This is a genomic window from Planctomycetaceae bacterium (assembly GCA_041398785.1).
Taxonomy (GTDB): domain Bacteria; phylum Planctomycetota; class Planctomycetia; order Planctomycetales; family Planctomycetaceae; genus JAWKUA01.
On the sequence record JAWKUA010000023.1, the window covers coordinates 92,259 to 117,847 of the forward strand.

The 25,589-nt window shown below is 58.9% G+C and carries 25 protein-coding genes and 1 pseudogene; 7 read left to right on the forward strand and 19 right to left on the reverse strand.

What is annotated here, in order from left to right; all coding sequences use genetic code 11:
* Positions 1-13: 13 nt before the first annotated feature.
* Positions 14-562: a peroxiredoxin gene (locus tag R3C19_22375; GenBank protein MEZ6063101.1), complete on the forward strand. Its 549-nt coding sequence runs from the start codon at positions 14-16 to the stop codon at positions 560-562.
* Positions 563-902: 340 nt separating this feature from the next.
* Here the strand turns inward: R3C19_22375 and R3C19_22380 are convergent, their stop codons facing one another.
* Complete coding sequence (locus tag R3C19_22380; GenBank protein MEZ6063102.1) at positions 903-1,379, reverse strand: hypothetical protein; 477 nt, start codon at positions 1,377-1,379, stop codon at positions 903-905.
* 518 nt (positions 1,380-1,897) lie between these two features.
* Here R3C19_22380 and R3C19_22385 point away from each other — a divergent pair.
* Positions 1,898-2,650 carry an NIPSNAP family protein gene (locus R3C19_22385; GenBank protein MEZ6063103.1) on the forward strand — a complete coding sequence of 251 codons (753 nt, stop codon included), beginning with the start codon at positions 1,898-1,900 and terminating at the stop codon, positions 2,648-2,650.
* 58 nt (positions 2,651-2,708) lie between these two features.
* Here R3C19_22385 and acpS read toward each other — a convergent pair whose 3' ends face one another.
* The 9 genes and pseudogenes from acpS to R3C19_22430 form a co-directional block, all read right to left on the reverse strand.
* Positions 2,709-3,086, reverse strand: coding sequence for a holo-ACP synthase (acpS, locus tag R3C19_22390; GenBank protein MEZ6063104.1), 378 nt, complete (start codon positions 3,084-3,086; stop codon positions 2,709-2,711).
* The gene (locus R3C19_22395) at positions 3,086-3,268 is read right to left on the reverse strand and encodes a hypothetical protein (protein MEZ6063105.1); all 183 of its coding nucleotides are present in this window, start codon (positions 3,266-3,268) and stop codon (positions 3,086-3,088) included. Before R3C19_22395 ends, acpS begins: the two co-directional genes overlap by 1 nt.
* A gap of 103 nt (positions 3,269-3,371) precedes the next feature.
* Positions 3,372-4,535 (reverse strand): annotated as a pseudogene (locus R3C19_22400) (hypothetical protein).
* Positions 4,536-4,751: 216 nt separating this feature from the next.
* Complete coding sequence (locus R3C19_22405; protein MEZ6063106.1) at positions 4,752-5,378, reverse strand: hypothetical protein; 627 nt, start codon at positions 5,376-5,378, stop codon at positions 4,752-4,754.
* A 55-nt stretch (positions 5,379-5,433) separates the two neighbouring features.
* Complete coding sequence (locus R3C19_22410) at positions 5,434-6,273, reverse strand: hypothetical protein (protein MEZ6063107.1); 840 nt, start codon at positions 6,271-6,273, stop codon at positions 5,434-5,436.
* 467 nt (positions 6,274-6,740) lie between these two features.
* A complete protein-coding gene (locus tag R3C19_22415) occupies positions 6,741-7,439 on the reverse strand; it encodes a hypothetical protein (protein ID MEZ6063108.1) in 699 nt (232 codons plus the stop codon).
* Between the two features lie 56 nt (positions 7,440-7,495).
* Positions 7,496-8,335 carry a hypothetical protein gene (locus tag R3C19_22420; protein MEZ6063109.1) on the reverse strand — a complete coding sequence of 280 codons (840 nt, stop codon included), beginning with the start codon at positions 8,333-8,335 and terminating at the stop codon, positions 7,496-7,498.
* 548 nt (positions 8,336-8,883) lie between these two features.
* On the reverse strand, positions 8,884-9,510 hold the full coding sequence (locus R3C19_22425) for a hypothetical protein (GenBank protein MEZ6063110.1): 627 nt from the start codon (positions 9,508-9,510) through the stop codon (positions 8,884-8,886).
* Positions 9,453-10,325: a hypothetical protein gene (locus tag R3C19_22430; protein MEZ6063111.1), complete on the reverse strand. Its 873-nt coding sequence runs from the start codon at positions 10,323-10,325 to the stop codon at positions 9,453-9,455. The genes R3C19_22425 and R3C19_22430 overlap by 58 nt, the downstream gene beginning before the upstream one ends.
* Positions 10,326-10,597: 272 nt before the next feature.
* On the opposite strand from R3C19_22430, the gene R3C19_22435 reads away from it, so the two are divergent.
* The gene (locus R3C19_22435; GenBank protein ID MEZ6063112.1) at positions 10,598-11,437 is read left to right on the forward strand and encodes an amidohydrolase family protein; all 840 of its coding nucleotides are present in this window, start codon (positions 10,598-10,600) and stop codon (positions 11,435-11,437) included.
* A gap of 15 nt (positions 11,438-11,452) precedes the next feature.
* Here the strand turns inward: R3C19_22435 and R3C19_22440 are convergent, their stop codons facing one another.
* The 8 genes from R3C19_22440 to R3C19_22475 all read right to left on the reverse strand — a co-directional run bounded on the left by R3C19_22440 (position 11,453) and on the right by R3C19_22475 (position 20,017).
* Positions 11,453-12,967 carry a M48 family metalloprotease gene (locus R3C19_22440; GenBank protein ID MEZ6063113.1) on the reverse strand — a complete coding sequence of 505 codons (1,515 nt, stop codon included), beginning with the start codon at positions 12,965-12,967 and terminating at the stop codon, positions 11,453-11,455.
* A 5-nt stretch (positions 12,968-12,972) separates the two neighbouring features.
* On the reverse strand, positions 12,973-14,628 hold the full coding sequence (locus R3C19_22445) for a sulfatase (GenBank protein MEZ6063114.1): 1,656 nt from the start codon (positions 14,626-14,628) through the stop codon (positions 12,973-12,975).
* Between the two features lie 374 nt (positions 14,629-15,002).
* The gene (locus R3C19_22450) at positions 15,003-16,064 is read right to left on the reverse strand and encodes a nucleotidyltransferase family protein (GenBank protein ID MEZ6063115.1); all 1,062 of its coding nucleotides are present in this window, start codon (positions 16,062-16,064) and stop codon (positions 15,003-15,005) included.
* The gene (locus tag R3C19_22455) at positions 16,061-16,732 is read right to left on the reverse strand and encodes an acetyltransferase (GenBank protein MEZ6063116.1); all 672 of its coding nucleotides are present in this window, start codon (positions 16,730-16,732) and stop codon (positions 16,061-16,063) included. The genes R3C19_22450 and R3C19_22455 overlap by 4 nt, the downstream gene beginning before the upstream one ends.
* A 216-nt stretch (positions 16,733-16,948) precedes the next feature.
* Positions 16,949-18,151: a UDP-N-acetylglucosamine 2-epimerase gene (gene neuC / locus R3C19_22460; GenBank protein ID MEZ6063117.1), complete on the reverse strand. Its 1,203-nt coding sequence runs from the start codon at positions 18,149-18,151 to the stop codon at positions 16,949-16,951.
* Positions 18,148-18,372 (reverse strand): hypothetical protein, encoded by a 225-nt coding sequence (locus R3C19_22465; GenBank protein MEZ6063118.1) that lies wholly within the window; start codon positions 18,370-18,372, stop codon positions 18,148-18,150. Before R3C19_22465 ends, neuC begins: the two co-directional genes overlap by 4 nt.
* The gene (locus tag R3C19_22470) at positions 18,344-19,204 is read right to left on the reverse strand and encodes an N-acetylneuraminate synthase family protein (GenBank protein MEZ6063119.1); all 861 of its coding nucleotides are present in this window, start codon (positions 19,202-19,204) and stop codon (positions 18,344-18,346) included. Before R3C19_22470 ends, R3C19_22465 begins: the two co-directional genes overlap by 29 nt.
* A gap of 96 nt (positions 19,205-19,300) precedes the next feature.
* Complete coding sequence (locus R3C19_22475) at positions 19,301-20,017, reverse strand: acylneuraminate cytidylyltransferase family protein (protein ID MEZ6063120.1); 717 nt, start codon at positions 20,015-20,017, stop codon at positions 19,301-19,303.
* 330 nt (positions 20,018-20,347) lie between these two features.
* Between R3C19_22475 and R3C19_22480 the strand changes: the two genes are divergently transcribed.
* The 3 genes from R3C19_22480 (at position 20,348) to R3C19_22490 (ending at position 22,481) form a co-directional block, all read left to right on the forward strand.
* Positions 20,348-20,932, forward strand: a complete 585-nt coding sequence (locus R3C19_22480; protein MEZ6063121.1) for a sigma-70 family RNA polymerase sigma factor — start codon at positions 20,348-20,350, stop codon at positions 20,930-20,932.
* Positions 20,933-20,958: 26 nt separating this feature from the next.
* The gene (locus R3C19_22485) at positions 20,959-21,504 is read left to right on the forward strand and encodes a PspA/IM30 family protein (protein MEZ6063122.1); all 546 of its coding nucleotides are present in this window, start codon (positions 20,959-20,961) and stop codon (positions 21,502-21,504) included.
* Between the two features lie 116 nt (positions 21,505-21,620).
* On the forward strand, positions 21,621-22,481 hold the full coding sequence (locus R3C19_22490; GenBank protein ID MEZ6063123.1) for a GIY-YIG nuclease family protein: 861 nt from the start codon (positions 21,621-21,623) through the stop codon (positions 22,479-22,481).
* Positions 22,482-22,902: 421 nt separating this feature from the next.
* Here R3C19_22490 and R3C19_22495 read toward each other — a convergent pair whose 3' ends face one another.
* Positions 22,903-23,727, reverse strand: a complete 825-nt coding sequence (locus R3C19_22495) for an IS5 family transposase (GenBank protein MEZ6063124.1) — start codon at positions 23,725-23,727, stop codon at positions 22,903-22,905.
* 86 nt (positions 23,728-23,813) lie between these two features.
* Here R3C19_22495 and R3C19_22500 point away from each other — a divergent pair, with 86 nt between their 5' ends.
* Entirely contained in the window at positions 23,814-25,556 is a 1,743-nt protein-coding gene (locus tag R3C19_22500) for a hypothetical protein (protein MEZ6063125.1), read from the forward strand.
* The last annotated feature ends 33 nt before the right edge of the window (positions 25,557-25,589 follow it).

Here is a 25,589-nt window from a genome sequence, read left to right on the forward strand (position 1 = left end):
CCGAGGTATCCAGATGAGTCTCAAGATCGGCCAGCCAGCTCCCGGACTGGACCTGAACCTTCGAATCTATGACCGTACAAGCGATGGCGGCGACGCTCAGTTCAAGGACGTGAAACTCTCTGATTACAAAGGCAAGTGGGTTTGCCTGTTCTTCTATCCGCTGGATTTCACGTTCGTCTGCCCCACAGAAATCGTCGCCTTCAACAAGGCGCTGGGAGAATTCGAAGACCGTGAGACTGTCGTTCTGACCGCAAGCACCGACAGCGTGTTTTCACACAAGGGCTGGTGCGATTCGCATGAAGATCTGGGGAAGCTGAAATACCCCATGATCGGCGACGTGAATCATGAGCTGTCGAAGGTGTACGATGTTCTGGACATCGACAAGGGGATTGCCTACCGCGGCGTGTTTCTGATCGATCCGCAGGGAGTTCTGCGGTGGATGGCGGTTCACGACCTTGGCGTCGGCCGGAACGTCGATGAAGTCCTGCGAGTTCTGGATGCCCTGCAAACGGACAAATTGTGCCCGTGCAACTGGAAGCCAGGCCAGGAAACTCTGAACTGACCTCCGCAACGTGCAGTCCTTCGAAGAAACAGGGGCCGTACATCGAAAGGATGCCGGCCCTTTTTTCATGCACAGCGCGCGCGGAGATAACGGAATTCACTCCGCGCTCCTACGGCGAGCGGCGGGTGAGATTTACCCTCCCGTGCCAACGGGAGGGTCGAAGTTTGATCGCCGTTCAGGCAATCAAACGAGGGGAGGGCGTCCGAGCAACGGGAGCTTCCTGTGTGCAGCCCTCCCCGCGATCGAACGCCTGAACGGCCTGAGTTCGACGACCCTCCCGTTCAAACGGGAGGGTGGAGCAATCGCCGCTCGACACCGTTAAATCTCATCTGCCGAACGCCTAGAGTGCTCGGTCGATTTCCTTCAGGACATCGCGAGTCAGTTCCTTCGCGCGAATTCGGTCGACGGTTTCCTGCATTCCTTCGACCGTGCGTTCGACAAACGCCAGAGCGGCTTCGTTGGGATGCCGCTTCAGCAGAACCTTCGCGGCGTCGGCGGACTTCGTGTGAGTGACGATGAATCGCAGGTCGTTTTCACTCAGATCTTCCGGCGGAAATTTCAGGGCAAGCTTCATCGCAGCGTCCTGAGCCTTCGGAACATACTGGATCATCTCCTTCAGTTCGTCGAGGCTTAGTTTCCGGGACAACAGCGTCTTGGCGGCAGCGTTCGACAACAGCGGAACAAAGCGGGCCAGATAAAGCAGATCCTTGTTATCCGGCCCCGGACGACTGTTTCCAAGCCGTTCCCAGAGTTCGCGGGCCTTCTCCTTTTTTGAATCAACGCCCCTGGCGTCCGCTCCCGCACCACTTTCCGCCATTTCTGTCCCTTCCTCTGCCGCACTTTCCCGCTGCCGTTTCTGAATACGCGGCGAATAAACAAGCCCTGACGCCATGCGTCGCCGTTCCCGATATTGATCCGCCGGTCGGCGTAGCATAAAGCAGTTCACGGAAACTTGCAGCCTTCCGGCGAACGGAGCCGCCGCCGTCAGCTCGCCAGCCTTCATCGCGTTCCCGCGCGCTTTCTCTTTCCCGCGAGCTTTCTCTCGTTTCAGGGCTCCGGCCCTGGAACGCACTGCCTGGAAGGCCCTGCCTTCGAGAGCCCGCGCCGAACCGCCACGCGCCGGACTCGTTCGCCATACCTGGCGCACGCTCCGCGACGAACGCTGCACCGCCTGAGAACCGGCAACGCAGCGTCCGCGGGTGACATCAACCAAACCGGTTTTCGGGCGGCGGGTTGTCGGGGACGCCCGCACGCGGTAAGACTTCGCTGCGCCGTCCCGGCCGACCCGGTTCTGCTGTCTGTCGACCTTTCAAACATGTTTTCCAGGAGCCAATCGTGAAATCACTTTTCTGTCTGATCGCTGTGCTGACAATGCTGACGACGTCTGTGTCCGCTGAAGACACGCGCCTTTTTGAGCTTCGCACCTACCACGCGAATCCCGGAAAACTGGACGCACTTCAGGCGCGGTTTCGTGACCACACCGTCAAGTTGTTCGAAAAACACGGAATGACGAACATCGGCTACTGGGTGCCGAAGGATAACAAGGACAACCTGCTGATCTACGTGCTGGCGTTTCCCGATGAGGACGCGCGCAGTGAGTCGTGGAAGGCGTTCGGCAATGATCCGGAATGGAAAGCCGTCTACGCGGAATCGACAAAGGACGGACGGCTGGTGGGCAAAGTGGATTCCGTACTGCTGCACGTCACGGACTATTCACCGGAAATCAAGTCGGTGACTGAACCGCCGGCGCGATTGTTCGAACTTCGCACCTACACCACCAACGAAGGCAAGCTCGATACGCTGAACAGCCGGTTTCGCGATCACACCGTCAAGCTGTTCGAAAAGCACGGACTGACAAACGTTGCTTACTGGACGCCAGTTGAGGAGGAAGACGGCAGAGACAACAAGCTGATCTATCTGCTGGCTCACAGGGACGAAGAATCTCGCAATGCCGGCTTCAAGGCGTTCGGCGAAGATCCGGAATGGCAGGCAGCCCGCAAGGCGTCGGAAGAAAACGGCCGGATCCTGATTGAAGGAGGCGTGCAGTCGGTGTTTCTGGAACCCACCGATTACTCGCCGATGAAGTGATCGCCAAAGTCGGCAATCACGCAACAGCAGGTCTTCGGAGCGAAGTCCGCGGATCGTCTCACGCGAAGCCGATCGCAGTGGCGGTGGCGTACAGCTTCGCGTGACTGATCGTGATCAGTACCTGCGTAATTCCCATGGATTCTGCCATCTGCTGAGCGCCGCCGGACAGCGCGATTCGCGGCTGTCCGGTGCCCAGCGGCAGCACTTCAATGTCGTGGAACGTGATTCCCTTCACGAACCCCGTGCCGAGCACCTTGACCACCGCCTCCTTGGCGGCCCATCTTCCGGCGAATCGGACAGCAGCGTCGCGGTGCTTGTCCGCATAGGCGATTTCGTCGGGAGTGAAACAGCGCTGCAGGAAACTGTCGCCGTGGCGCTCGATCATGTCGCGCACGCGCTCGATCTCGACGATATCTGTGCCCAGTCCGATAATCATCACGCGCCGTACTTTTCCAGCCGACCGGCGTGAGCCAGCGCGTGCAGCATCAGATACTTCGCTTCGAACTGACCGAGTTCACCGACCCGGCACGCCGATTCGCCAAAGGATTGCGAGCCATCGAAGCGGCAGATTTCCGAAACCAGCAGCGTCGGCACCGCATGGCCGCTGTGAGACTTCATCTTCGACGGAGTGCTGTGGTCGCCGGTCACGATCAGCACGTCCGGCCGCAGCGGTCATCTTCGGAATGGCCGAATCAAGCTCTTCCGTTCGTTTCACCTTCGCGTCGAAGTTGCCGTCTTCGCCCGTGCTGTCTGTGTACTTGAAGTGAATGAAGAAGAAGTCGTACTTGTTCCAGTTCTGTTCCAGGCACTTCATCTGGTCATCCAGAGTCGCTCCGGCGTTCAGAATGTCCATGCCCACCAGTCGAGCCAGGCCGCGGTACATCGGATACACGGCGATCGCGGCGGCTTTCGTGCCATAGACTTCCTCGAAGGTCGGAATCGGCGGCATTTTCGCAATGCCGCGCATGGTCAGCAGGTTCGCCGGAGCGTCATCTTTCAGCACAACAGCGGCCTGCTTCAGAAACTCCGCGCAGATTTCGGCGGTACGTTTGGAAGCGTCGTCTTCCGCCTGCGGTGCCAGCGGCGGAACTCCCGTGCGCTGCGGGTCGGTATCGGCCACGTTGCCGCCGAGTCCCGCCGCACGGAACACGATCACCAGCCGGTATTCCTTAACAGGTCGAACGAAAACTTCGACGCCGGGAATTTCGATCCTGTCGAGCTTCTCGCACAGCGTTGCACCGATGTCACTGGCGATGCGACCTGCTCGACGATCCGTAATGTTTCCAGCGTCGTCGACCGTGCAGTAGTTGCCGCGAATCGCGACGTCGTTCGGACCGAGTTCAAAGTCGATCCCCAACGCTTCCAGCACACCGCGACCAATGTCGTACTGCAACGGATCATAACCGAACAGTCCCAGATGCCCCGGCCCGCTTCCCGGAGCAATCCCCGGCAGGACGGGAATACTCATCCCGGTCACCCCGCGCCTCGCCAGAGCGTCCAGGTTCGGCGTGCTTGCCGTCTCCAGTTCGGTCTTCCCACCGGGTTCCAGCGGCAGCCCGCCCAGTCCGTCGCCGACGTACAGAATGATTTTCGATTCGTTCTTGCGCTGCAGTTTGCAAGTGAGCGTGTGGATGTCGGTCATGAGAATTTCAGTATGTTGAGCGATGAACGGGCGGGGGCACAGCGTTGCAGCGCGAAGAATAGTGTTCGCAATCTGCGCCGTCATCCGACGGGGAATCTCCAGCGGTGGAAATTCGACATCTGACGAAACGGCGGTGGTGTCTTGCGTCTGCCCCACGCACTGCGTCATTCCCGCCTGCGCGGGAATGACGGAGCGCACGGGTAGCAAATAAGCGCTTCGAAAGCTCATGGCCCGTCGCCGCATCTCGGTTCCGGGCTCCACCCCTGGACCGCACCGCCAGGAGGCTCCGCCCCGTTTCTGAGGTCAAGCCGCACCGGCGAGCGGCGCGACGTCAGTCCGCCATCACGGCCGAACGCCCCGCGCGTTTCAGTGCCCGACGCATCCGAATGGCAGAGGTTCAAGCGAGCCGGTTCCAGACGCGGAGCCCTGACCCCGGAACGAGAGCAAACCAATTAATGGTCAGAGACCCACGATACCCATGATCGGGCGATCGCCCACTGCAGCGGTCTTTACCAAAATAAGCTTGCCGTCTCTAAGCTCATAGGTCTCCTCATGCCAGCCCAGTACGAAGACGATGGGCCCACGTCTCTCACATGTCACCAGTGGCGTGCTGTAGATGATCAGCCGTACTTTGGCATCAACGGAATCCACACGACGTACGACCAGGTCCCAGCCATCAAGCTGGTAGGCAGGATGTTCGAGCAACTCATGAAAGTAGTCCAGCCGTGCAGCAGGAGGCCTGGAGGACTTCAGCAAGGCTTCGGCTCCATTGGGACGCACCTCAATCGTTTCTACGAAGCGCACGATGTTCCCACGATGCCCCGGCCCCGGCTTCGGACCGGCAGGGATGGCGAATGCGCCTTGCGCCTCTAAGAGTCGGAGCCCTGGCGGCAACGGAGGGCCCCAGTTTCCATTGCGATATTTCACATAGCCCTTCTCGATTCGAGTTGCTTCTTCTCGCTCGACATCCTCCTGCGTTCGCGGCGGGTCCAGCCGGCTCGGAGGGCCCGCGTTCACTGCGGCCGGGGCACTCATGACGAATACTGACGCTGCGAAGGCCAAAAACGCACTCTGAAATGTGACCATCAATCCAACTCCAAATTATTGGTATGGGTTCTTTGTGAGCGGCGCATACTGGGTATCACGGAACAACAACGGTGCCAAATGCTCTCCATTCTGTGGCATTCTCTTTTACACGAACATGGATAACTGTGCCAAGTACAATGTGCTGGATCTGTCCACAAGGATCCGTGTACTTAAGCCTCAAGTGCTGCTCAGCCCGCATATATCGGAATACTATCGCCGGCCAAATCGTCTCAAACCCGGATTGGTCTTGAATATCGACTATCTCATTACCACCTCCCGGGAATCCGAATTCAGGTGTGGATCCACCGGTCGGCGCCCAATCGCTATCGTCCGGATTCGCTCCGAACGGTGGATTGACAAATGTCACGTTCGTCATCTTCTCCTGCGCCATAGCAACGCTTCCAAGAAACGGCCCGCACGGCCTTGTAGCCGACTCGACTCTGAAGCGAAATATCACTTGGCCCGTTACCGGTGCTTTCTCGTCGTGTCCCGCGACAACCACGATCTTCGTTGCCGGGGCCACGGTGAGTGGTTTGATGATTACGCTTGGTGGTGGTGGTGGGAGCATCATGCCCGACACGGGATCCTGACCGGGTGATTGATACGTGACCGTCAGCTTCACTTCCCATGTGCCCGGACGTGGTTCGGGGCTCAGCCATTCCGCGCCGTTTGCCCAATACCCCGTATGCCACGGATCCTGACACGGCCCTGAAGTGTATCGGTATTCCCAGGAATACGACTGCACCGGCTGCGTGTTACCCTGTGTGACCGCTGTGTATGTTACCAGCTCGCCCATGACAGGGTCGGGGGGATCCCAAGTGAAGTCGTTGATCTGCGCGGCAGCGGGCGAGAACAACCAGAAGAACGCGACTGCGGCACGTGGCCAGTGAACCATGGCCGGGCCTCCCTGAATCGGTGACCGACTGCATGACTGCCTGGCGCGGGCTGTCCCACGCGGATACGTCCAGTCAGCTTCGCCTCCACGAATCCGAGTCATGGAGTCATGGAGTCATGGAGTAATTGAGTACCGGGAGTACTGGAGTCACTCTACAGGGGAAGCAAAGATTGTCAAGGCCAGCTTCCTGCCAGATCACGGACAGCATGGCGGCAGCAGGGTCATGAATGTGGGAACATGATTGCGGTGCCCGTCGCCGCATCTCGGTCCGGGGCTGCAGCCCTGGAACGAGATGTCGCCACAGGCAAACGGCGGTGGCAACCCGCGATGGCGAGCGGCGCGACGTCAGTCCGCCATCACGGCCGAGCGCAGCACGCGTTTCAGGCACCGACGCATCGCGGAAGGCAGAGCCTTCAACGCATGGCGTTCCACGGCCGGAGCCGTGGAACGAGGTGACAGTGCTCAGATCAAATTCCACCAATCATCCCCATCACGGGCGCGTTGCCAACGGGAGCCGTCTTAACCAGTTTCAGCTCTCCGTCACGAAGTTCATACGTCTCTTCAAAGGCACCCATCACAGTGATCAAGCCAAGCATATCACTTGAGACCAACGGGATGGCATAGATCGTCACGCGATCCACACCGTCGACGGAAGAGAGTTCGCGGACATGCAGATTCCAGCCATCAAGCTGGAAGTCAGGATGCTCAATCAGCTCGTGAAAGTACCGCAGACGTTCCGTGGGAGCTTTGGACGAAGTCAGTGCGTCGGCAACGGTTGTCGGACGAAGCCTGACCGTATCGAGATAGGTGAGCTGATTGCCGCGGTGTCCCGGACCAGGCTTGGCACCAGCCGCGATCGCAAATGCGCCTTGCGCCTCTAGTAAACGCATCCCCGGCGGCAGTGGAGGCCCCCAGTTCCCGTTGGCGCGTTTCACAAACCCCTTCTTCGTGAATTCCTCCTCCTGCCTGACGTTCCACGTTCGAGCCCTCGAAACGATGCGATCGAGGAGTTCCCGAGTTGCCGCCTGAGCTTCCCGATCATGTTCGGCCTGCGCAATCGGCTCTTTCCCACTGCTCCGGGATTCCTGTGGTTCGGCCCGGCCGATAATCACAGTCGACATCAGCAGCGCGCCAAATGCCGTCACAACTGCACAGATTTTTTTCATGGTATTACTCCAGTGAGATTGTTAGTTGTTCCTGAACATGGGCCTGCCACCTCACCCTACGGAAGCAGAGTGGCGATCGCTTCCCATTCATGCACAGTGACTTTTTTTCGGCTGTGTGCCACCGAACCGAGAGCGATCTCCTGCTCGTTGCCACACGGGTCCGTGTAAACGATTCGGAGCTCTTGAGTTGCGGACACGAAAATGTCTCCCAAAGGAATCTGGTTCCACTGTTCCCATGTTCCTGCATTCCAATGCCGATCGATGATCTCGTTGCCTAAAAGACGAAACGTCCAGACCGGTGTCGGCGACGGGTACCAACCGAAATCTGGTGGTGTGGGATCCTGAAACGGAGGCGAAAGCTGCACTCGATTCGTCAACTTCTCTTGCGCCAATCCCGCCGCATCGAGAAATGGTCCGCAGGGTCGATTGTCTGTCTCGACCCGGAACCGAAAGATTACTTCACCATTAACACCACTGGCCCACTGCCCCGGCCCCGCAATGATAACTATCTTGGTTGGGGGCGCGACGATGACATTCTTGGAGATTTTCTGTGGAGGCGGTGGCGGAATGATCATTCCGCTGACCGGATCCTGCCCCGGAGATTGAAACGTAGCCGTCAGTTCAACCTCCCAAGTTCCGGGACGTGGCTCCGGAGAGAGCCACGAATTCGCGAATGCCCAATATCCTGCGTGCCAAGGATCCTGACACGGGCCGCCGATGTACCGGTATCGCCAGGACCACGACTCGACGGGTGGGGTGTTCGGTCCAGCGACTGCCGTGTACGTTACCAGATCGCCCATCGCAGGGTCCGGTGGATCCCAAGTGAAATCGATCTGCGCGACAGCGGGCGAGAACAACCAGAGGAACGCAATTGCCGCACGTGGCCAGTGAACCATGGCCGGGCCTCCCTGAATCGGTGACCGACTCCATGACTGCTCATGCGCGGGCTGTCCCACGCGGGATACGTCCAGTCAAAGCCGCGCCTCCACGAATCCGAGTCATGGATTCATGGAGTCATGGAGTCATGGAGTCATGGAGTCATGGAGTCATGGAGTCATGGAGTCATGGAGTCATGGAGTCACTCTACAGGGGAAGCAAAGATTGTCAAGGCCAGCTTCCTGCCAGATCACGGACAGCATGGCGGCAGCAGAGTCATGAATGTGGGAACATGATTGCGGTGCCCCCAACGTGGAATGAGGCCCGCTGCCAGCATGCGCGCTCCGTCATTCCCGCGCAGACCCAAACCCAGCATGTTCACGCGGAGCCACGGAGCCCGCGGGGTTGTCATTCCCGCGCAGGCGGCAACCCAGTTGGCGAGCGGCGCGACGTCAGTCCGCCATCACGGTCAGCCTCAGCACGCGTTTCAGGCACCGACGCATCCCGGAAGGCAGAGCCTTCAAGGCATGGCGTTCCAGGGTCGGGCCTGGAACGAGGGAACGTTGGTTCAGAACGTTCGCAACTGATTCGCGACCGTGCGAGCATCGAGTTCCGCCGACCATTCGCTGACCGCTGACTGCATTCGTTCGCGGTCAAGGTCGTCCGGCTGACATTCGACCAGCGCCTGCTGCAGAATTCGGATCGCTTCGCGCTGCTGGCCGTTGTCGTAGTGAGTCAGCGCCAACTGCATGCGAACCACCGGAAGCTGCGGAACGTGCTGCATCGTGTGGTTCCACAGTGACTGAGAATTCTGCCAGACCGGAAGATGCTGGCTGGTCATGACCAGATACGCGGCGGTCGCTGCCAGAGCGGTCGACCACTTCAGTCCGCTGACGAAGGGTCGTACGAGTTCGCTGACCGGATGAACGTTCACGCTCAGCAGCCGCTGCAGTGCTGAGGCCACGACGGCGAAGACTGCGATGCACGGCAGGTACAAATAGCGGTCATTCATCAGCGTCGTGATTTTGAAGAAGTTCAGCACCGGCAGCAGCAGAAACGCAAACGTCAAAGCCGCAAACAGCAGCAGGGGCGACTGTTTCCGGAACCGCCAGATTCCGAACCCAACCGCCGCCCAGCTCAGTCCCGCCAGCACAACCTGCGGCAGAATTCCGCGGGTCGGCGGGTCGTACAGCACACAAATCCGCCGGCCACGCCAGCATCGCCGTATTTCCACAGGATGACCTCGTCGACGGCCAGAATCTGCAGCAGGTTCAGATCCAGGTGGCTGCGGACTCCGCCCATCACGCTGTGCTGCGACGACATCGTCTGCAACAGCAACAGCACGGCCATTAGCCCCGGCACAAACTGCCGGACCAGCGAATCGGAAAACCGCTGCCGGCGGACGAACACGTCGTAGCAGAGCACAATTGCCGGAACGACGACCGCCAGAGCCTTCGACAACAGCGCCGCGGCCAGCCAGAAGATGAACCACGCGTCGTGCTTCGGCTGTGGTTCCGAGCGCAGTCTGACGATCAATGCGGCCAGCATGAACGTCGCCGACAGCAGGCCCTTGCGAGACGAAATCCAGGCAACGGTTTCGATCTGCACCGGATGCACCAGAAACAGCGCCGCCGTTGTCCAGGCAGCGAACCGGCTGCCGGTCAATTGACGCACCAGCAGCAGCACCAGAATTCCGTTCAGCAGGTGCAGCAGCACGTTCGTGGCGTGGTAGCCGCAGGGATTCATGCCCCACAGCGTGTGATCAATCAGCAGCGTGAAGATCGTCAGGGGTGCGTAATTTCGCGTGACCGTTTCAGTGGCGACACCTTTCAGATTCGACAGCGACCAGCTTTTGATCAGGTTGTTGTGCCAGACGTAAGCCGGGTCGTCCCAGTTGACGAAGTCAAACCAGACCGACGGCCAGAACGCGGCCAGTCCGACCGCGATCAGCGATGCGTACGCCCACCAGCGAAACGAAAGGGGGTCCGAATCCACGGCAGCAGATTTCATGGCGGCAGACCTTATCTTGAACCAGCGACCACGTTCGGGACAGAAACCGGGTCCTGACAACGGAGCAGCAACACGTCCGCAAGTCTGGCTCACGAAATCGCTCGGCACGTTGCCAAAACGCAACGTCCCGGTATTCTCTGACCGCGAAAGACACCGCGATCGCTGCAACCGCTGGAATCGGAACGGTGATCGGCCGGGAATCTCCGGCCGCACTTCGCCCCGATTCGGACAATGCACACGCAGCAACCGGCGATAGCCATCAGGACGACGCCATGCGCATCGATGCTCATCAGCACTTCTGGAACCTGAGTCTTCCGTTCAATTACGGCTGGCTGCGAACCGACGACCACCAGGCGATCTGCCGCGACTATCTGCCGGGAGATCTGAAACCGCATCTGGCCGCGACCGGCGTGCAGAAATCTGTCTTCGTGCAGACTCAGCATGACCTTGACGAAACTCGCTGGGCCCTGAGCCTGGCAGACGAAAACGACTTCGTCGCCGGCATCGTCGGTTGGGTCGATCTGGCCTCCGACGAATGTGCAGATCAGCTTGCCGAGTTTTCAGGCCACCCGAAGTTCGTCGGCATTCGGCATGTCACTCAGGACGAACCCGATGACGATTTTATTGTGCGGCCCGATGTCATTCAGGGACTGAAGGTGCTGCAGCAGCACAGGGTGCCGTTCGACCTGTTGTTCTACGCGAAGCACCTGAAACACGCTGAAACGCTGGGTCGGGAACTGCCCGAACTGCCGATGGTGATCGATCACCTGGCGAAGCCAAAGATCAAAGCCGGCATCACGGCCGGATGGATCGACGACCTGAAGGCAGCGTCGAAGTTCCCCAACATCTTCTGCAAGCTGAGCGGTATGGTCACCGAAGCAGACTGGACGAACTGGCGACCGGCTGACCTGCGACCGTACGTCGACGCCGCACTGGAAGCGTTTGGTCCGGACCGCTGTATGTTCGGCAGCGACTGGCCGGTGTGCGAACTGGCGGCCACGTATGAACAGGTCCACGGCGCGCTGGAGGAACTGTCAGGCGACCTTTCTGACTCCGAACGCGACCGAATCTTCGGCGGCACGGCGACGGAATTTTATGGCTTGGAAGTCTGAACGCACCGGCCGAAGTCAGACGCGCATCAGTGCCAGGGACAGCTTGTCGAAATTCCGAATCAGCGCCTCGGCAGGCAAATCGCCCGAAAAAATGCCGTCCGCGTCCTCCCGTGCTGCGCTCGCAATCCGGTCTGCGTCCGACGGGTGCGTATCCAGCAATCCGGTCTTTGCTTTCTCCATTCGTCGTCGCACGCGTTTTTCATCCATTTCATTCAGTGTGTCGCAGTACGCCAGAAACTCGCGGATCGGATTGGGCGACGCGGACTGTGCAGCGGGCGCGAACCGCTTGTGCCTGAAGAATTGGCCAAGTCCGTAGTTCAGCCAGTTGAGCCGCAAGCACGTTGATTCAAACGTCTTACTGCCGACAAGGCGCACTTCGTGACGATCAGCGTCGTATTCCATCTGCCGCATCAGCCAGCAGGTGAGTGCGTGGCTGAGCATCATGAAGCACCACAACACACCGCGACTGAAGAACACCGCCATGCGGGCAACATAGAATATCCAGCCGATACGAATGTCAACCTCTTCACTCATTTCAACCAGCCACTGGTCCCACTGGTCGCGCGTATAGACAACTCGCGCGAACCAGAAGTTGATGGATCTCACCACCCACGACACGCGCATGGCGGCTCCCTGACTGAAGTGCCCGAACTCGTGCGCCAGAATGCCTGCAACCTGCTGCAGGTTCATACCGGCGAGCAGCGGCAGGCCGATTGACAACGTCAGATCCGAACCGAACAGACCCTTCAGTCCATTGCCGAAGCCGGCTGAAGCATTGACGTCGAACGTCACCCGAATGACGGATGGCCTGGGAGCATGCACGGCGTCGCAGACCTTATCGACGAATTCGAACAGCAACGGTTGTCCGGCCCGGTTCAGTGAGGTGCGGCGTTCGTCGCGGACGGATCGCGCCAGCAGCGGCTTCAGCATAAACAGGACGGTAATCGAACCGGCAATGATCGGGGCCACATACGCCATCACAGCCAGAATTCGTCCGCGTCCATACCCCATGGATGCTATGTGAGTGTTCTCGGTGGCGTGCCAGAAGACTCCCCAGCCCGCCAGGCCGATCAGGGCGACGTAAAGCACTGGCAGCACGACGACGAATATCGCTACACCGATGACTCCGATACGATAAAGCATTGTTCGCCGGACAGGTTTGATCTTCCCGGTGAAGGCACCCAGCACTTGTTCTTCCAGCCGGGCCTTGCGATCTGCGGAAGACTCCAGCCAGGATTTTGCGGACAGCGCTGGCTTCTTCGGAAGCCGCTGGCTCCGTCGCGACGGTGCAGGCAGATCCGCTGCTGCCGGATCGTCGGAGACCGGCTGCGCTGTCCGGCGCTTTGTGGCGGCGACAGATCGCTCACTCGGCTGCGCGACACGCTGCTGCTGTCCCGGCGAAGGAGACCCGGGCGTATTTGGAACCTGAACCCTGCCGCCGCAACCGGGACACGTTCCGCGTTTTCCCGCACTGTTGTCGCCGACGCGGATACGTTTTCCACAGTCCGGACAAGTGAAGTGAATGCTCATTGAGTCTACGCGCCGGGACGGTATTTCTTCTGCCACTCCTCAGGCATCTCGCTCATGTCCGTGTCGTCTTTGTATTTCTCCCGCAGCACTTCCAGGTCATTTCTCAGCGACTGAATCACGTCCTGGTAGTCCGGATTGGCGTATTCATTGGAAACCTCGTCCGGATCCTTTTCCAGATCATAGAACTCCCATTCATCAAACTGATAAAAGTGCATCAGTTTGTAACGGTTCGTGCGAATGCCATTGTGCCGCGCGACCATGTGGACGCTGGGGTATTCAAAGTAGTGATAATAGATCGCCTCCCGCCAGTCCTGGGGAGTCTGCCCCTTCAACAGCGGAACCAGTGACCGGCCCTGCATGTCGGACGGAATTTCCGCGTTCGCCATGTTGAGAAACGTTTCCGCGTAATCCAGATTCTGAACCAGATCCGTGTTCACGCTGCCGGGATCGGTCACTCCCGGCCACTTCACGATCAGTGGCATCTTCAGTGACTCTTCGTACATCCAGCGTTTGTCGTACCAGCCGTGATCGCCCAGGTAGAAACCCTGGTCAGAACAATAGATGACGACCGTGTTGTCGCTCAGACCGTTTTCTTCCAGGAATGCCATGATTTGCCCGACGCTGTCGTCGACGCCTCGAACGCACCGAAGATAGTTGCGGATATAGCGGTGGTACTTCCACCGAACCAGTTCGTTTCCGGTCAGTTTCAGCTTCCGCAATTCGTTGTTTTTTGGCTCGAATGCGGCGTCCCAGTCGGCTCGCTGCGTTGGCGTCAGTTTGGCCAGATTGCGCTGACCGGATTTGTCAGTCGCCCGCTGAGCGACCGCGTCGACGGAAAGGTCCGGCCCGAAACAATCGGACACCAGGTTCATATGCCGGTCGATTTCCATTTCCTGAAACCGAGCCGGGCTGGCATTATCCGTCCACTTGTCGAACAGAGTCGGAGGTTCCGGAATGTCGATGTCGTCATACAGCGTCAGGTGTCGCAGCGGCGGCATCCAGGTGCGATGAGGAGCCTTGTGCTGGCACATCAGCATGAACGGCTTGTCTCCGCGGCTGTTTTGCTTCAGCCAGTCAATCGCCAGATCGGTAACAATATCCGTGCAATACCCTTCGATGACTTCGCGCCCGTCCGGTCCCAAAAACGCCGGGTTGTAGTAGTCACCCTGACCGGGCAGCACCTTCCAATAATCGAAGCCCTGGGGATCCGTTCCCAAATGCCACTTGCCAATCATCGCTGTTGCATAACCTGCCTTCTGCAACAGCTTGGGAAACGTCTGCTGGTCTCCGTTAAATTTGTTTCCGTTGTCGCGGAAACCGTTCAGATGGCTGTGTTTGCCGGTCTGAATGACGGCTCGACTGGGTCCACAAATGCTGTTGGTGCAAAAGCTGTTGCGAAACAGCATGCCCTGCGACGCCAGCCTGTCGATGTTCGGCGTCGGGTTCACATCCTTCAGCCAGCCTTCGTATGCCCCGATGGCGTGAGGAGCGTGGTCGTCGGAAAAGATGAAGACGATGTTCGGCCGCGCGGTTCGCGACTGGTCGGTTGCGGCGGAGCTGGTGGCGGCTGAACTGACAACGGCGGGACCAGCGGGTTCGGCGGCATTCGCAGTGACTGCAATGGCCAGGCAAAGCAACGGGAAAACAAAGCGGCATTTCATGAGCGGATCCCTGACTGGTAAGTCGTCTTCGAAAACGGTCATCTGACGACGACCGGAGCTGCCGCATCTTCCCCGCTGACGACATCTCGCGTCAACCTGGTGGCAACTTCCGTTCGATCGCCCCGGGTCCCACATCTTCGAAGAAGTTGTGCGGCGCAGTCGTCGGAAAGCGTCTTGAAGCGTCCAGCCTGCATCCTCGGTCGGATTCCGCAATGGCCGTCCCTCAGCAAGTTCCGATCGCTGCGCGACACGCCTTGTGCGAAGACGTGCTACCCGTCGGCTGCCTGGCTCGAGCACGCGCGTCGCAGCGCGGGCCGCGTCGTCACGTGCGGCGACCGCGCATCGGCATTCATCAATTCACGCCTGGCAGATCGTTAGGCAGCCCAGCGTCGTTCGGTCACGTCCTTCTGGGCCTGCTGGAAGTCATCGGGCCGGCCGATGTCCAGCCAGTATTCCATGATCGGATATCCGACGACAACATCGCCGTTCTTCAGCAGGGCGTCGATCAGGTCGGTCATGTCGTAGCGGCCGGATTCGGGTATCAGCCGTCGAGCGGCCGGTTCCAGCAGATAGATTCCGGCATTCACGAGAAAATCGAAGCGCGGCTTCTCTTTCAGCGCGCGGACATAGCCGCCGCTCGCCTCGACGACTCCGTACGGCACCTGGACGTCATATTGTCGCACGGCAACCGTCAGCGCTGCGTTGTGTTCCTGATGGAATTTCAGCAATGACCGAAAATCCACTTTTGTCAGGATGTCACCGTTCATAACCAGCATCGGTTCGTCGGTGTCGTCCATCATCCGCAATGCGCCGGCAGTTCCCAGCGGCTGTTCTTCGCTGAAGTAGTTCAGTTCAACACCGAAACGATCACCGCTGCCGAAGTATCGGGTGATTTTCTCCGGCAGGTAGTGCGTTGTGACGTTGATACGATGAATGCCGGCCCTTTGCAGACCTTCGATGGTGCGTTCCATCAGCGGTTTTCCGCCGATCGGCAGCATTGGTTTGGGAGTGTCGTCCGTCAGCGGCTTCAATCGGGTTCCGAATCCGCCGGCCATGATGACCGCCTGCATGGAGACTCGGGGAGCGATGAATTCTTCGCTGAATGCCAGTTCAGCCACGGTTCCGTCGCGGTTCAGCAGCGGCAGATGCCGGATGTCGGCATTCACCATCAGTTCAATCTGAACGTCGCGCGGCGTGTTGACGGGGGCCGTGACGCATTTTCGGAAGGCAAGACTTTCGACGTCCTCGACTGCCGTGTCCAGGTTCGTTCCGTTCAGGATCGCGCGCCGAACGTCGCCGTCGGTGATCGTGCGAACGAAGCGATCGTTGTCATCCAGCAACAGCGCGATGCCGTGACCGCCACGGTCAATGCATTCCATCACTTTCCGGATGGTCACTTCCTTCGTGACGCAAAGCTGCCTGACGTCCGGTGTCATGCCGCCGCACTTTCTGTGAGGGATCGGGCTCGAACTATCGGTCTGGCGGGAACTCCCGCAACGACGGCATCGGGCGGGACGTCCCGAATGACCACGGCTCCCGCGCCGACAATGGCTCGAGCGCCCACGGAGATGTTTTCCCTGATGACGGCTCCGGCACCGATGTGCGCCCCCATGCCGATGTGAACTCCGCCGGCCAGCACGGCTCGCGGAGCCACGTGAGCGTGCGGTTCGACCACGCAGTCGTGTTCGACGATTGCTGCCGTGTTGACGATGGCATTCGTGCGAACCTGCGCTGAAGCGTTGACGATGCTGCCAACGTGCAGTTGCGCACCTTCTTCGACGGTTGCATGAGGCGAAACCTGTGCCGAAGGATGGACCACGGTAAATGGCTGCAGCAGATGGCTTTCGGCGTTCTCAAACAGGCGCCGGCGCAATGCGCGCTGCAGCGGGCCTCCGACGGCAATTACGAAGGCGTCGACTCCTTCATCGATCATGTCACACAGGCAATCGTCGCCGCCGCGAACGGGTACACCAAACAGTTCTGTGTTCCAGAGACCGGGGTCGCTGTCCAGAACGGCCCAGCACTGAGCCTGGTTGCCGGCCTGAATTGCGTCGATCACCACGCGAGCGTGTCCGCCCGCACCAAAAAGAACGAGTTTTCGCATGGAATTGTCAAACACTATTATCGAGAAGGAGGCTGGGCCTCGGGCTAAGAATGGAATGCAGCGGCCAGGTGGTCATCATGATCCATGTCCGAAGACCGCACTGTCCGGAACTGGTTGTCGTCGCGAATTTCTATCGCTGTGCTTCACTGGGTTCTTTCGGGGATCCTCCATGCTGATTCGTGGTCGCAGGCTTCGTCTTCGAGAGAATGATGCGCGTTACGCGGCGACTCGGCGACGCTGCGATTCGCGCTGCGAATTCAGGTCTGCCGGCAGGTCACGGAACTGCTTCAGCATCAGCCGCTCATTCAGCGGCTCCGCTTTTAATCGACCGACGATCTTCTCAGACGCGGTCCCGTCTCCGTAGATGTTCGGCAGACTCTGGCAGCGCCGGCGAAATTCTGATGTCGTGGCCTGTCGAATCGCGCGGCGAATGGCGTCCGCGTTGCAGTCGACGTCGATGATGTTGGCGGAACGCGGACGCCCCGCCTGACGCAGGCCGATGTTGACCACCGGCAGGCCGAACGACGCCGCTTCGATGATGCCACTGGAAGAATTGCCGACCATCGCCAGAGACTCGTTCATCAGGCTGAAGTACGCCTGCGTCCCCAGATTCTGAAACAGCACGGTTTCCGGACGGCGGCGGCAAAAATCTTCCAGCATCTGCACAATGACGGCATTGCCGGGATCGGCATTTGGCCGTGAAATCACGATCGGGCCGGCAAACACCTCAAGTCCCGCCAGCACTTCGCCAATCTGTTGTTCGGTTTGCTCGAACTGCAGCGTCACCGGATGAAACGTCAGCATCAGTGGCGGTTGCTGCAGCGACAGGCCGACGCGACGCTCCAGTTCGGCTCGATCCAGCAGCGGCATCATTCGCAGGTTATCCAGCGCGGGAGCACCGCTGATTGTGATCCGCCACGGTTCTTCGCCGAGCTGTTCGATGCGACGGGCGTGTTCGCTGGTCGATGGAAAATGCAGATGACTGTACTTGGTGATCGCATGTCGGAAGGCGTCGTCAATGGCACCGTGAGTCACTTCGCCGCCGTGAATATGAGCGATCGGAATCTGAAACGGCACGGCCGCCAGCGCCGCCGCGTGCATTTCGAAGCGATCACCCAGCACCAGCAGGATGTCCGGCCGGCATCGGTGAAACGCCTGGGCAAACCCGATCGTCCCCAGACCCATCGACTTCGCCACCGCGGCGGGAGTATCCGCCAGCAGGAGCATGTCGATGTTGTCGACGATGTCGAAACCGTCAGCCGTGATTTCGTCCAGGGTCGTTCCGTGATCCGCGCACAGGTGCGCTCCCGCGGCGATCACGTTCAGCTGCAGATCAGGGTCCTGCTGAATGTGGTTCAACACCGGACGGTAAATGCCCCAGTCCGATCGAGCTACAGTGACGGCGGCAATAGTTCTCATGCGATGTCCTCCAGCGTCAGCAGATGACCGGCGGGCAGGTCGGCGACAGCGCGGCGATGCAACAGGTGCGGCTTCATCGACGGAGGCAGCCCGGTTCCCGGCCGTTTGCAGGCAATCAGGTCCTCCCGCAGGACTGTTCCGGCGGAAATCGGCGACGTCGTTACCAGGCTTTTTCTCGCTGCGGCAGCCGTGTCACGTTCGCACGGAGCGGGTCGCTTCATTCCCGACCCCAGCGCTGATTCGACGATGCGAACACCTTCGACCAGACGCTGCAGTTCGTCCGGTTCCAGTGACGCTTTGTGGTCGGGGCCGGGAAGGGAACGATCCAGAGTGAAGTGCTTTTCCAGGACGCACGCTCCGCGCCGCGGCCGCGAGTCCGACTTCGATTCCCAGTGTGTGATCTGAATACCCGACCGGTTTTCCGAATGCCGCTCGCAGAGTCTGCATGGCTCGCAGGTTGACGTCGGCGGGATTGGCCGGGTAGTCGCTGACGCAGTGGAGCAGGGCGAAGGCTTCGTTGCCGACGCCACGGATCGTGTCCACGGCGTCCTCGACTTCACCCAGACGACACATGCCGGTGGAGACGATCATCGGCCGACCAAATCCGGCCACCAGCTTCAGAAACGGCAGGTTGGTCACTTCGCCGGACGGGATCTTGAAAACGGCGACATTTAGCTGGTCCAGCATTTCGGCGCTGGCTTCATCAAAGGGCGTGGACAGAAACAGCACACCGCGCTGCCGGCAGCGTTCGATCAGGCGGTGATGGTCGTCGCGCGATAGTTCCAGAGCCGACAGCATCTGCAACTGAGTCCGTCCTCCACCGGTGTTTCGCTGCTGGTAACTCGCCTGCGCCGCATGTTCGGTTGCGATGGCGGATGCTTTGAATGTCTGGAACTTCACGGCATCGGCACCGGCGTCGGCCGCGCAGTCGACGAGTTGCAAGGCGCGGTCGAGACTGCCGTTGTGGTTGACTCCCGCTTCGGCGATGACGAAGCATGGACAACCGTCGCCGATTCGCCGGCCGGCGATTTCGAATTCAGGTTGTGAAGTCATCGTGTGACCTTCCATGGTCGACGAAATGAACGGTGATAGTTCCAAGCCGTTGCTGCAACGCTTCGACGGCCTCGGAGGGTCATCGAAAATCTTCCGTTAAGCCGCTCGAAGCAAACTTCGCCTGCGGTTCAGCAGGAACTCCGCCAGTTCCAGATCAAACTCCGTGTCGATATCGACGGCACGGCTCCCTGGAACCAGGATCGCTCTCGCGCGGCTGTCAAAGATCGAATCGTGCTGAAAGATCGAATCTCGCCTTGCGGCGTAACACACGGCCGTCAGATCGTACATTGTGGGAGCGTCCTGACGGCGCGTGACTGTTCCGGCAGGCCGCATCGCCAGATTTGCCGCACCGTCGTCGGCGATCGTGATCATGTTGAAAAACGGGTTGCTGCCGGATTCCGTCGCGGTCAGAACAATGTCCGCGTCGGTGGTCAGCAATTCGTTGACACAGCGATCGATGTCGTCCGGAAGTCGCAGCGGGCAGGTGGCCGGAATACTGACGAACACATCAATTCGGCGCCCGTCGAGCCGTTCTATTTCTTCGATCGCGTGCCGCCATGCAAGGCGTTCCGGAGCCTGGTCGTCAGCCAGTTCGGCGGGTCTGAGAAACGGGACTTCCGCTCCAAAGGATCGGGCTGCTGCGGCAATTTTCGGGCAGTCCGTGGAAACCACGACACGCTGCAGGGAAGCGGACGCCAGCGCGGCATCGATCGCATGGCCAATCAGAGGCTTTCCGCCCAGCAACCGCAGGTTCTTGCCGGGCACCCCTTTGGAGCCGCCACGCGCAAACACAAATCCTAACGTGTTTGACATCTTCATGTTCCGTCGATCTGCCGGCAACGCAAGCGCGAAACGGCAGGGAGTCCTTTCCGTTACGGGGTTCTTAACCGAACCCGCCGGCTCCGGCAAGATCAACCGATTTGACCCTCAGGAGGCGGCTCGTCAGCCTTGGTCCGACCGATTCCGACGCGACGCCGGCTCTGGACAGTTCTCGCCTGATCGCCTTCGGGTTCCGTTTGTCGGCTCCCGGAATTCCTGCTTTCCACGGAAGCTTTGTTCTGTCAATCTGTTGTCCACCAGACAAATGCCCCGCTGCCGAAACGCTCTTTTATGACGACTGAGTACACTGATGACGACTTGCGAATGATTCGTCTTCAGGAAGGCGATACTCGCGCCTTCGATGAAATTGTCGAAGCGTGGCAGCGGCCGCTGTACGGTTTCTTCCTGCGAAACACCAGGGACGCGCAGCAGGCGGAGGATCTGATTCAGGACACACTGCTGCGGCTGTACCGGAACGCGTGGGACTATCTGCCGACCGGACGGTTTCGCGGCTGGTTGTTTCGAATTGCCCGCAACCTTCTGATCGACAGTGTTCGCCGGGCGAAACGGGACGCGCTGGTTCACCGCGTCAGACTTTCTTCGCGAAGTGGCGAAGATCCGGAAGAATTACTCAACCTTCTGCCGGCCGATGTCGTTTCGCCGATGAACCGAGCGGCCCAGGAAGAACTTGCGGCCGTTGTGCAACAGTTGCTGGACGAATTGCCCGACGAACAGCGGCAGACGTTCATGCTGCACCATTTCGATTCGCTGACGCTGTCCGAAGTGGCAGACGCCATGGAAACGTCGCTGCCCACAGCCAAAAGCCGACTTCGGCTCGCGAAGGAAAAGCTGCGATACCAGCTCACCTGCCGCGGATTCGCCGAAGAAACCGTTCCCGAACTGAATTGACTCCTGCCTCCGCGAGAAGCCCGACCATGCCTCATTTCAGCCGTCTGACCGATATCATCACATGCAGCCTGACTCAGATTCTGTCGGAATCCAGCGATCCCGTGGCCACGCTGCGTGAAGTCATCGACGAAATGGAGGAAGGACTGGCGGGAGCCCGCCGCACGGCTCGAACAGCCGCCGCGAACCGCGATCGCCTGCGTCGTGAAATCGACGAGCATTCGGCACAGGTAACGTCGTGGCACGAAAAGGCCCGCACGGCGCTCGCCGCCAGCGACGAATCCGGTGCGAGAGACGCGCTGACTCGCAAAGTGGAAGTCGAGGACCTGGTCGACGGCCTGAGACCGGAACTCGATGCGGCCGAGTCAACCCGCCAGCACATGCTGAGAATTCAAAAGGCCCTCGAAGCCCGCCACGCCGAAGCACTCCGCCGGCTCACGGAACTCACAGGCGAAGAGGAACCCGTCCGTCTGGAATCGGAAACCGCAGTCCACTCCGCCGCTCTGGCTCTTCGCGAAAAATCCAGCGAAGTCGAAGCCGAACTGGAAGCGCTGCGCAAAGAACTCGGCGGATAGCACAGTTTTCCCAAGAAGACGGCCTACCTTACCGAGATTCACGTTTCGTCCGCAGCGTTTCGACAATCACTAGACAGATCGGTAGCACGAGCTGTTAGAAAAGCAAAGGCGATGAAATGGACATGAATCATTTGTTGAAAGAGGCGGCGGTTGATCCCGAAACCAGTTTGGTGTTGCGACATCGCCCAAAGGAACCGGAATTGCGCCGGGTGTTACCGTGGCTGGTCGAAGAACGGCACGCGGTATTCAATGCATACCAGCAAACGCAATCGCCACGTACTGAAAGGCAGATGCGAAGAGCGACGCATGTTGTCTCACTGATCGGAGATCAACCGGGACGTGGTGTTTTTGTCGGAATCTATCGAATGGGAAAGCCGCCGAGGAACACGAGCCGCGCTGACCGAAAGCGCATTCCGGCTCATTGCGAACTTGAAAAATATGGTCACCCGGACCATCCCGGACAGCAACTTTGGTTTGATCTTGAACGGATGGAAGCATTCTCACATTGGATTGGCAAGCTGATCGTCGGATGGCCCCCACCGGAAATCTCATGGAGTCGGTGGTCCGGGCGGAACACGTTCGACATCGTCGCAATTCTTGAGGAGTCTCTATTCTGCCAGCATATGCCGGATTGGAAATCGCTCGTTCTCTCGTGGAACGATCTTCAGGTAATGCCAACCACCTGGAAGGCTGCCCTTTCCCAATGGCTCGGCGTCTACTTCATTCTGGATATCAGCGATGGAAGGGGCTACGTGGGATCGGCATACGGAAAGGACAACATTTTCGGTCGCTGGGGGAACTACAGAAGGACTGGGCACGGGGGCAACAAGCTCCTTCGCTCACGAAACCCGGAGAATCTGCGATTCAGCATACTTGAAAGACTGTCGCCTGACACACCGCCCGACGAAGTGATTAGGCGGGAAACGACCTGGAAACTGCGTCTACATACGCAGACCCAGGGTCTCAACGATAACTGACCTTCGGAGTCGGAAGCTCCACATTCACGTGGCAGGGCCTCAACCGGAGTCCGTCGTGACTCTTCACCACGCGTTGCGGCTGAAATCCGCAGGACTGCTCCGTGGGCTCCCATGTCGTTTAAATCGTAGCTGTCTATTTTAGAAGTTGACAGTCTCCAGCAAACCGGCTCGGAATGCGACTTTACGCAGCACAGATAAACAACTGGGGGCTTTGGGGTGTCATTTCTCAGAATCGAGTCTTGAGGCGTTGATCTTGCTGCCCGACAACCTGCGCTACAATGGACAGCTACTTTGAATCAAGCCGGCGCCTAAGTTCGGCACATACCTTCTTCGCTGCATACAGTGCTGCCATTGGCGCTACGGCCGCGACCATCTCATGGTTTGCGGCTCCCGGCGGATCTACCTAGAAGCTATCTGAGAATCAAGTCTTGTGTTTTCCGTACTGAAAGGGAGGTCCGTTGGTTTTTGGTTCGAGTCGGTTGAGCATGAGCTGGATTTGAGAAATCCGGATCATGTTCTCGCTGGAGTCGGTTGTTCGTTCAACATCCCGGTTCAGTCTCCGGTAGCGGTTGAACCAGGCGAACGTGCGTTCCACCACCCATCGCTGACGCAGCGGATGGAAGCCTTTGGTCCCCTGCGGCTTGTTCGAAAGGTTGAGGTCGAAACTGAGTTCCTGCGTGACCATCGTGACCAGATCACCACGGTAACCGAGATCGGCATGCACCAGTTCGATCGTCGGGTGGTCCTCATCCAGCTGACGCAGAATCGGAGCGGCGGCCACCGCATCGTGGACGTTCGCCGCTGTCACGCAGACCATGATCAGCAGGCCCAGAACATCGGTGACAATGTGTCTTTTCCGCCCGTTTGCACGCTTTCCGCCATCGTACCCGACATCGCCGCCCTGATCGGCGGTCTTCGCGGTCTGACTGTCAATGCAGGCCACCGTGGAGGATTCATTTCGTCCGGCCGCTGTCCGGACAGCGGCTCGCAGACCGTTCATCATCTTGTCCCAAACGCCTTCACGCCGCCACAGGTTGTAGTACCAGTTGACCGTCTTGAAGTTCGGAAAATCGTGCGGCAGCATGTCCCACTGGCAGCCCGCTCGGTTGATGTAAAAAATCGCGTTGACCACTTCGCGAAGGTCCACTTCGATGTTGCGGCCCAGCGGTTTCGACTGCGGCATGAACGGCTTAATAAGTTCCCACTGAGCGTCAGAAACATCGGTCGGATAAGCGGCTCGAGACATCGTGACTTCCTTGTCAGTTGTGAGTGATGGAAACCATTTCCTGAAAACACCTTAACATAATCTGCCGATTCTCAGATAGCCTCTACATGCATGTTGAGGGTGTTGCGGAACTGGTTTCAACCAGCGGAGATGGTCGCAGGGAATACATCCAGTTTCGCCAGGTCAGGGATGAAAAGGAGTATCTGCTTCGGCTGGCGGAAGTGGAGTCCGGCTATGAAGCTCGGCGGGCGGTTGAACCTGAGGCCACGATCACAAGAAACGGACCGCCGGAGCGGCGCCAACTGGTCTATCAGCGCGACTGGATGGAGGAAGAACGCAAACGAACTGTCGAGTACATTCGGGGTGTAAGAGTAGAAGGAAGCAGTGTCATCACCGACAGGAATAACAACGTTCGGATGGTTCCGCGAAGCAAGTCCTCTGAGCGGTACGTTCGAAGAGACGGGACACTGATGCTGGAAGGCCGCTCACCGGCAGTCTTCGAAATCCCGACGAGCGTGCTGACTCGAAATGCGAAGCTTCGGGACGATGATCTGACACATTACGTCGACGTTTCCGGAATTTCAGGGAAGACTCGCGAAATGATCTGGAAGCGCCTTCTGGCAACAAAGAACACCGCGCTGCAGCAGTTCGACAATGAAAGCGACGCAGATTATCAGGCTCGCCGCGCCCTGGGCGAGAATCACATCGAACTGATGCGATCCGCACTGTTTGACGTCGACAGCGCGTGGCTTTCGTGTAACTACCGAGATGAGTCGAAGCCGATACAGATCACCAGCGGCGTGAATGTCGGCACAGACACCGATCTACAACGGTTGCTGCGGCGTATCGGACGAACAAAGTCGCGGCTGCCGGGAATTGATTCCGACGATGAAGTTTTTTCGTTTCACTGGGCAAGCCGGATTCCCGAACAGACGGCCGAGTTCCTGCGCGCTGCGTTGAATGCACTGCGAGTCCGGTTTCCGTCGGCTCAGATTCTTGACGTGGCCGACTGGACCATCGACGACGGCGAACTTGAGTTGCGATTGAGCGGGCGTGCGAATGCAGAATATGGCTTGGCTTGTCTGGGAGCATTGCGGGTCAGCAACGCATCCGACGGCGCTCAGCAACAGTTGTCCGAACTGCTGACGGCCATTCCGGCACTTGCCGTGCAGCAGATTGTCAGCGAGCAGGGAGAATCGTTCCTGCAAGTCAGCCTGTCACCGCTGGCGCAACTCAAAACAGAAAAACTGCCCGAGTGGGAGTTCATCAGGCTGCCCCAGTACGCTTTTCTGCGGTTCCGCGAGAACGCCCTGTGGTTTTCGCTCGGCGGTCAGAATGCGTGGAAGGTGCTTGACGCGGAATTGGTCGCTCAGGACGAAGAGGACCCCGACGACAAACCGTCGAAAGGAATCGGCTACGTGCTGAAGTGCGAGCTGAATCTGGAACAAGTAACGACTGACAAAGGTGAGAAGTCCGGTCTGAAGCAATATGTGGCAGAATTCGAACGCGGCTATTCACGCTGGTCGGCCGATCGACATCTGGAGATCCTGGCTGCGGCGACGGGCATGGATCTGCGTTGCCCCGACGACTACGAATTCGCCACCGTTTTTGAGAAGGCGCTCACCGATCGTCCCGGTCGCGGTCGACTGGAGGTGTTCAATGTGCCGGACGGAGTGCGCGCGGAGGCAACACTCGACCGGTCACTGGCTCTGCTGTACTTCGGCAGGCAATCGCTGAATTTTCAGGACAAGAACAAAGTCTGGGTCAAGGCCATGACAATCAAGCCGGCTCCTCCCCCGGCACCGCCCAGCAGTTTGTTGCAAGCGGGAGCCGACACACCAACAGAGTGATGTCAATCCACGCGCCTGATCCCGATTGGACGA

What these genes read in the sequence shown, in the direction of transcription:
- R3C19_22480 (MEZ6063121.1), top strand. Translation starts at nt 20,348, where the DNA reads ATGATTCGTCTTCAGGAAGGCGATACTCGCGCCTTCGATGAAATTGTC.
- R3C19_22475 (MEZ6063120.1), bottom strand. Translation starts at nt 20,017, where the DNA reads ATGTCAAACACGTTAGGATTTGTGTTTGCGCGTGGCGGCTCCAAAGGG.
- neuC (MEZ6063117.1), bottom strand. Translation starts at nt 18,151, where the DNA reads ATGAGAACTATTGCCGCCGTCACTGTAGCTCGATCGGACTGGGGCATT.
- R3C19_22500 (MEZ6063125.1), top strand. Translation starts at nt 23,814, where the DNA reads ATGCATGTTGAGGGTGTTGCGGAACTGGTTTCAACCAGCGGAGATGGT.
- acpS (MEZ6063104.1), bottom strand. Translation starts at nt 3,086, where the DNA reads ATGATTATCGGACTGGGCACAGATATCGTCGAGATCGAGCGCGTGCGC.
- R3C19_22405 (MEZ6063106.1), bottom strand. Translation starts at nt 5,378, where the DNA reads ATGGTCACATTTCAGAGTGCGTTTTTGGCCTTCGCAGCGTCAGTATTC.
- R3C19_22375 (MEZ6063101.1), top strand. Translation starts at nt 14, where the DNA reads ATGAGTCTCAAGATCGGCCAGCCAGCTCCCGGACTGGACCTGAACCTT.
- R3C19_22440 (MEZ6063113.1), bottom strand. Translation starts at nt 12,967, where the DNA reads ATGAGCATTCACTTCACTTGTCCGGACTGTGGAAAACGTATCCGCGTC.
- R3C19_22485 (MEZ6063122.1), top strand. Translation starts at nt 20,959, where the DNA reads ATGCCTCATTTCAGCCGTCTGACCGATATCATCACATGCAGCCTGACT.
- R3C19_22495 (MEZ6063124.1), bottom strand. Translation starts at nt 23,727, where the DNA reads ATGTCTCGAGCCGCTTATCCGACCGATGTTTCTGACGCTCAGTGGGAA.
- R3C19_22450 (MEZ6063115.1), bottom strand. Translation starts at nt 16,064, where the DNA reads ATGACACCGGACGTCAGGCAGCTTTGCGTCACGAAGGAAGTGACCATC.
- R3C19_22420 (MEZ6063109.1), bottom strand. Translation starts at nt 8,335, where the DNA reads ATGGTTCACTGGCCACGTGCGGCAATTGCGTTCCTCTGGTTGTTCTCG.
- R3C19_22455 (MEZ6063116.1), bottom strand. Translation starts at nt 16,732, where the DNA reads ATGCGAAAACTCGTTCTTTTTGGTGCGGGCGGACACGCTCGCGTGGTG.
- R3C19_22470 (MEZ6063119.1), bottom strand. Translation starts at nt 19,204, where the DNA reads ATGACTTCACAACCTGAATTCGAAATCGCCGGCCGGCGAATCGGCGAC.
- R3C19_22465 (MEZ6063118.1), bottom strand. Translation starts at nt 18,372, where the DNA reads ATGAAGCGACCCGCTCCGTGCGAACGTGACACGGCTGCCGCAGCGAGA.
- R3C19_22380 (MEZ6063102.1), bottom strand. Translation starts at nt 1,379, where the DNA reads ATGGCGGAAAGTGGTGCGGGAGCGGACGCCAGGGGCGTTGATTCAAAA.
- R3C19_22435 (MEZ6063112.1), top strand. Translation starts at nt 10,598, where the DNA reads ATGCGCATCGATGCTCATCAGCACTTCTGGAACCTGAGTCTTCCGTTC.
- R3C19_22430 (MEZ6063111.1), bottom strand. Translation starts at nt 10,325, where the DNA reads ATGAAATCTGCTGCCGTGGATTCGGACCCCCTTTCGTTTCGCTGGTGG.
- R3C19_22395 (MEZ6063105.1), bottom strand. Translation starts at nt 3,268, where the DNA reads ATGAAGTCTCACAGCGGCCATGCGGTGCCGACGCTGCTGGTTTCGGAA.
- R3C19_22490 (MEZ6063123.1), top strand. Translation starts at nt 21,621, where the DNA reads ATGGACATGAATCATTTGTTGAAAGAGGCGGCGGTTGATCCCGAAACC.
- R3C19_22415 (MEZ6063108.1), bottom strand. Translation starts at nt 7,439, where the DNA reads ATGAAAAAAATCTGTGCAGTTGTGACGGCATTTGGCGCGCTGCTGATG.
- R3C19_22445 (MEZ6063114.1), bottom strand. Translation starts at nt 14,628, where the DNA reads ATGAAATGCCGCTTTGTTTTCCCGTTGCTTTGCCTGGCCATTGCAGTC.
- R3C19_22410 (MEZ6063107.1), bottom strand. Translation starts at nt 6,273, where the DNA reads ATGGTTCACTGGCCACGTGCCGCAGTCGCGTTCTTCTGGTTGTTCTCG.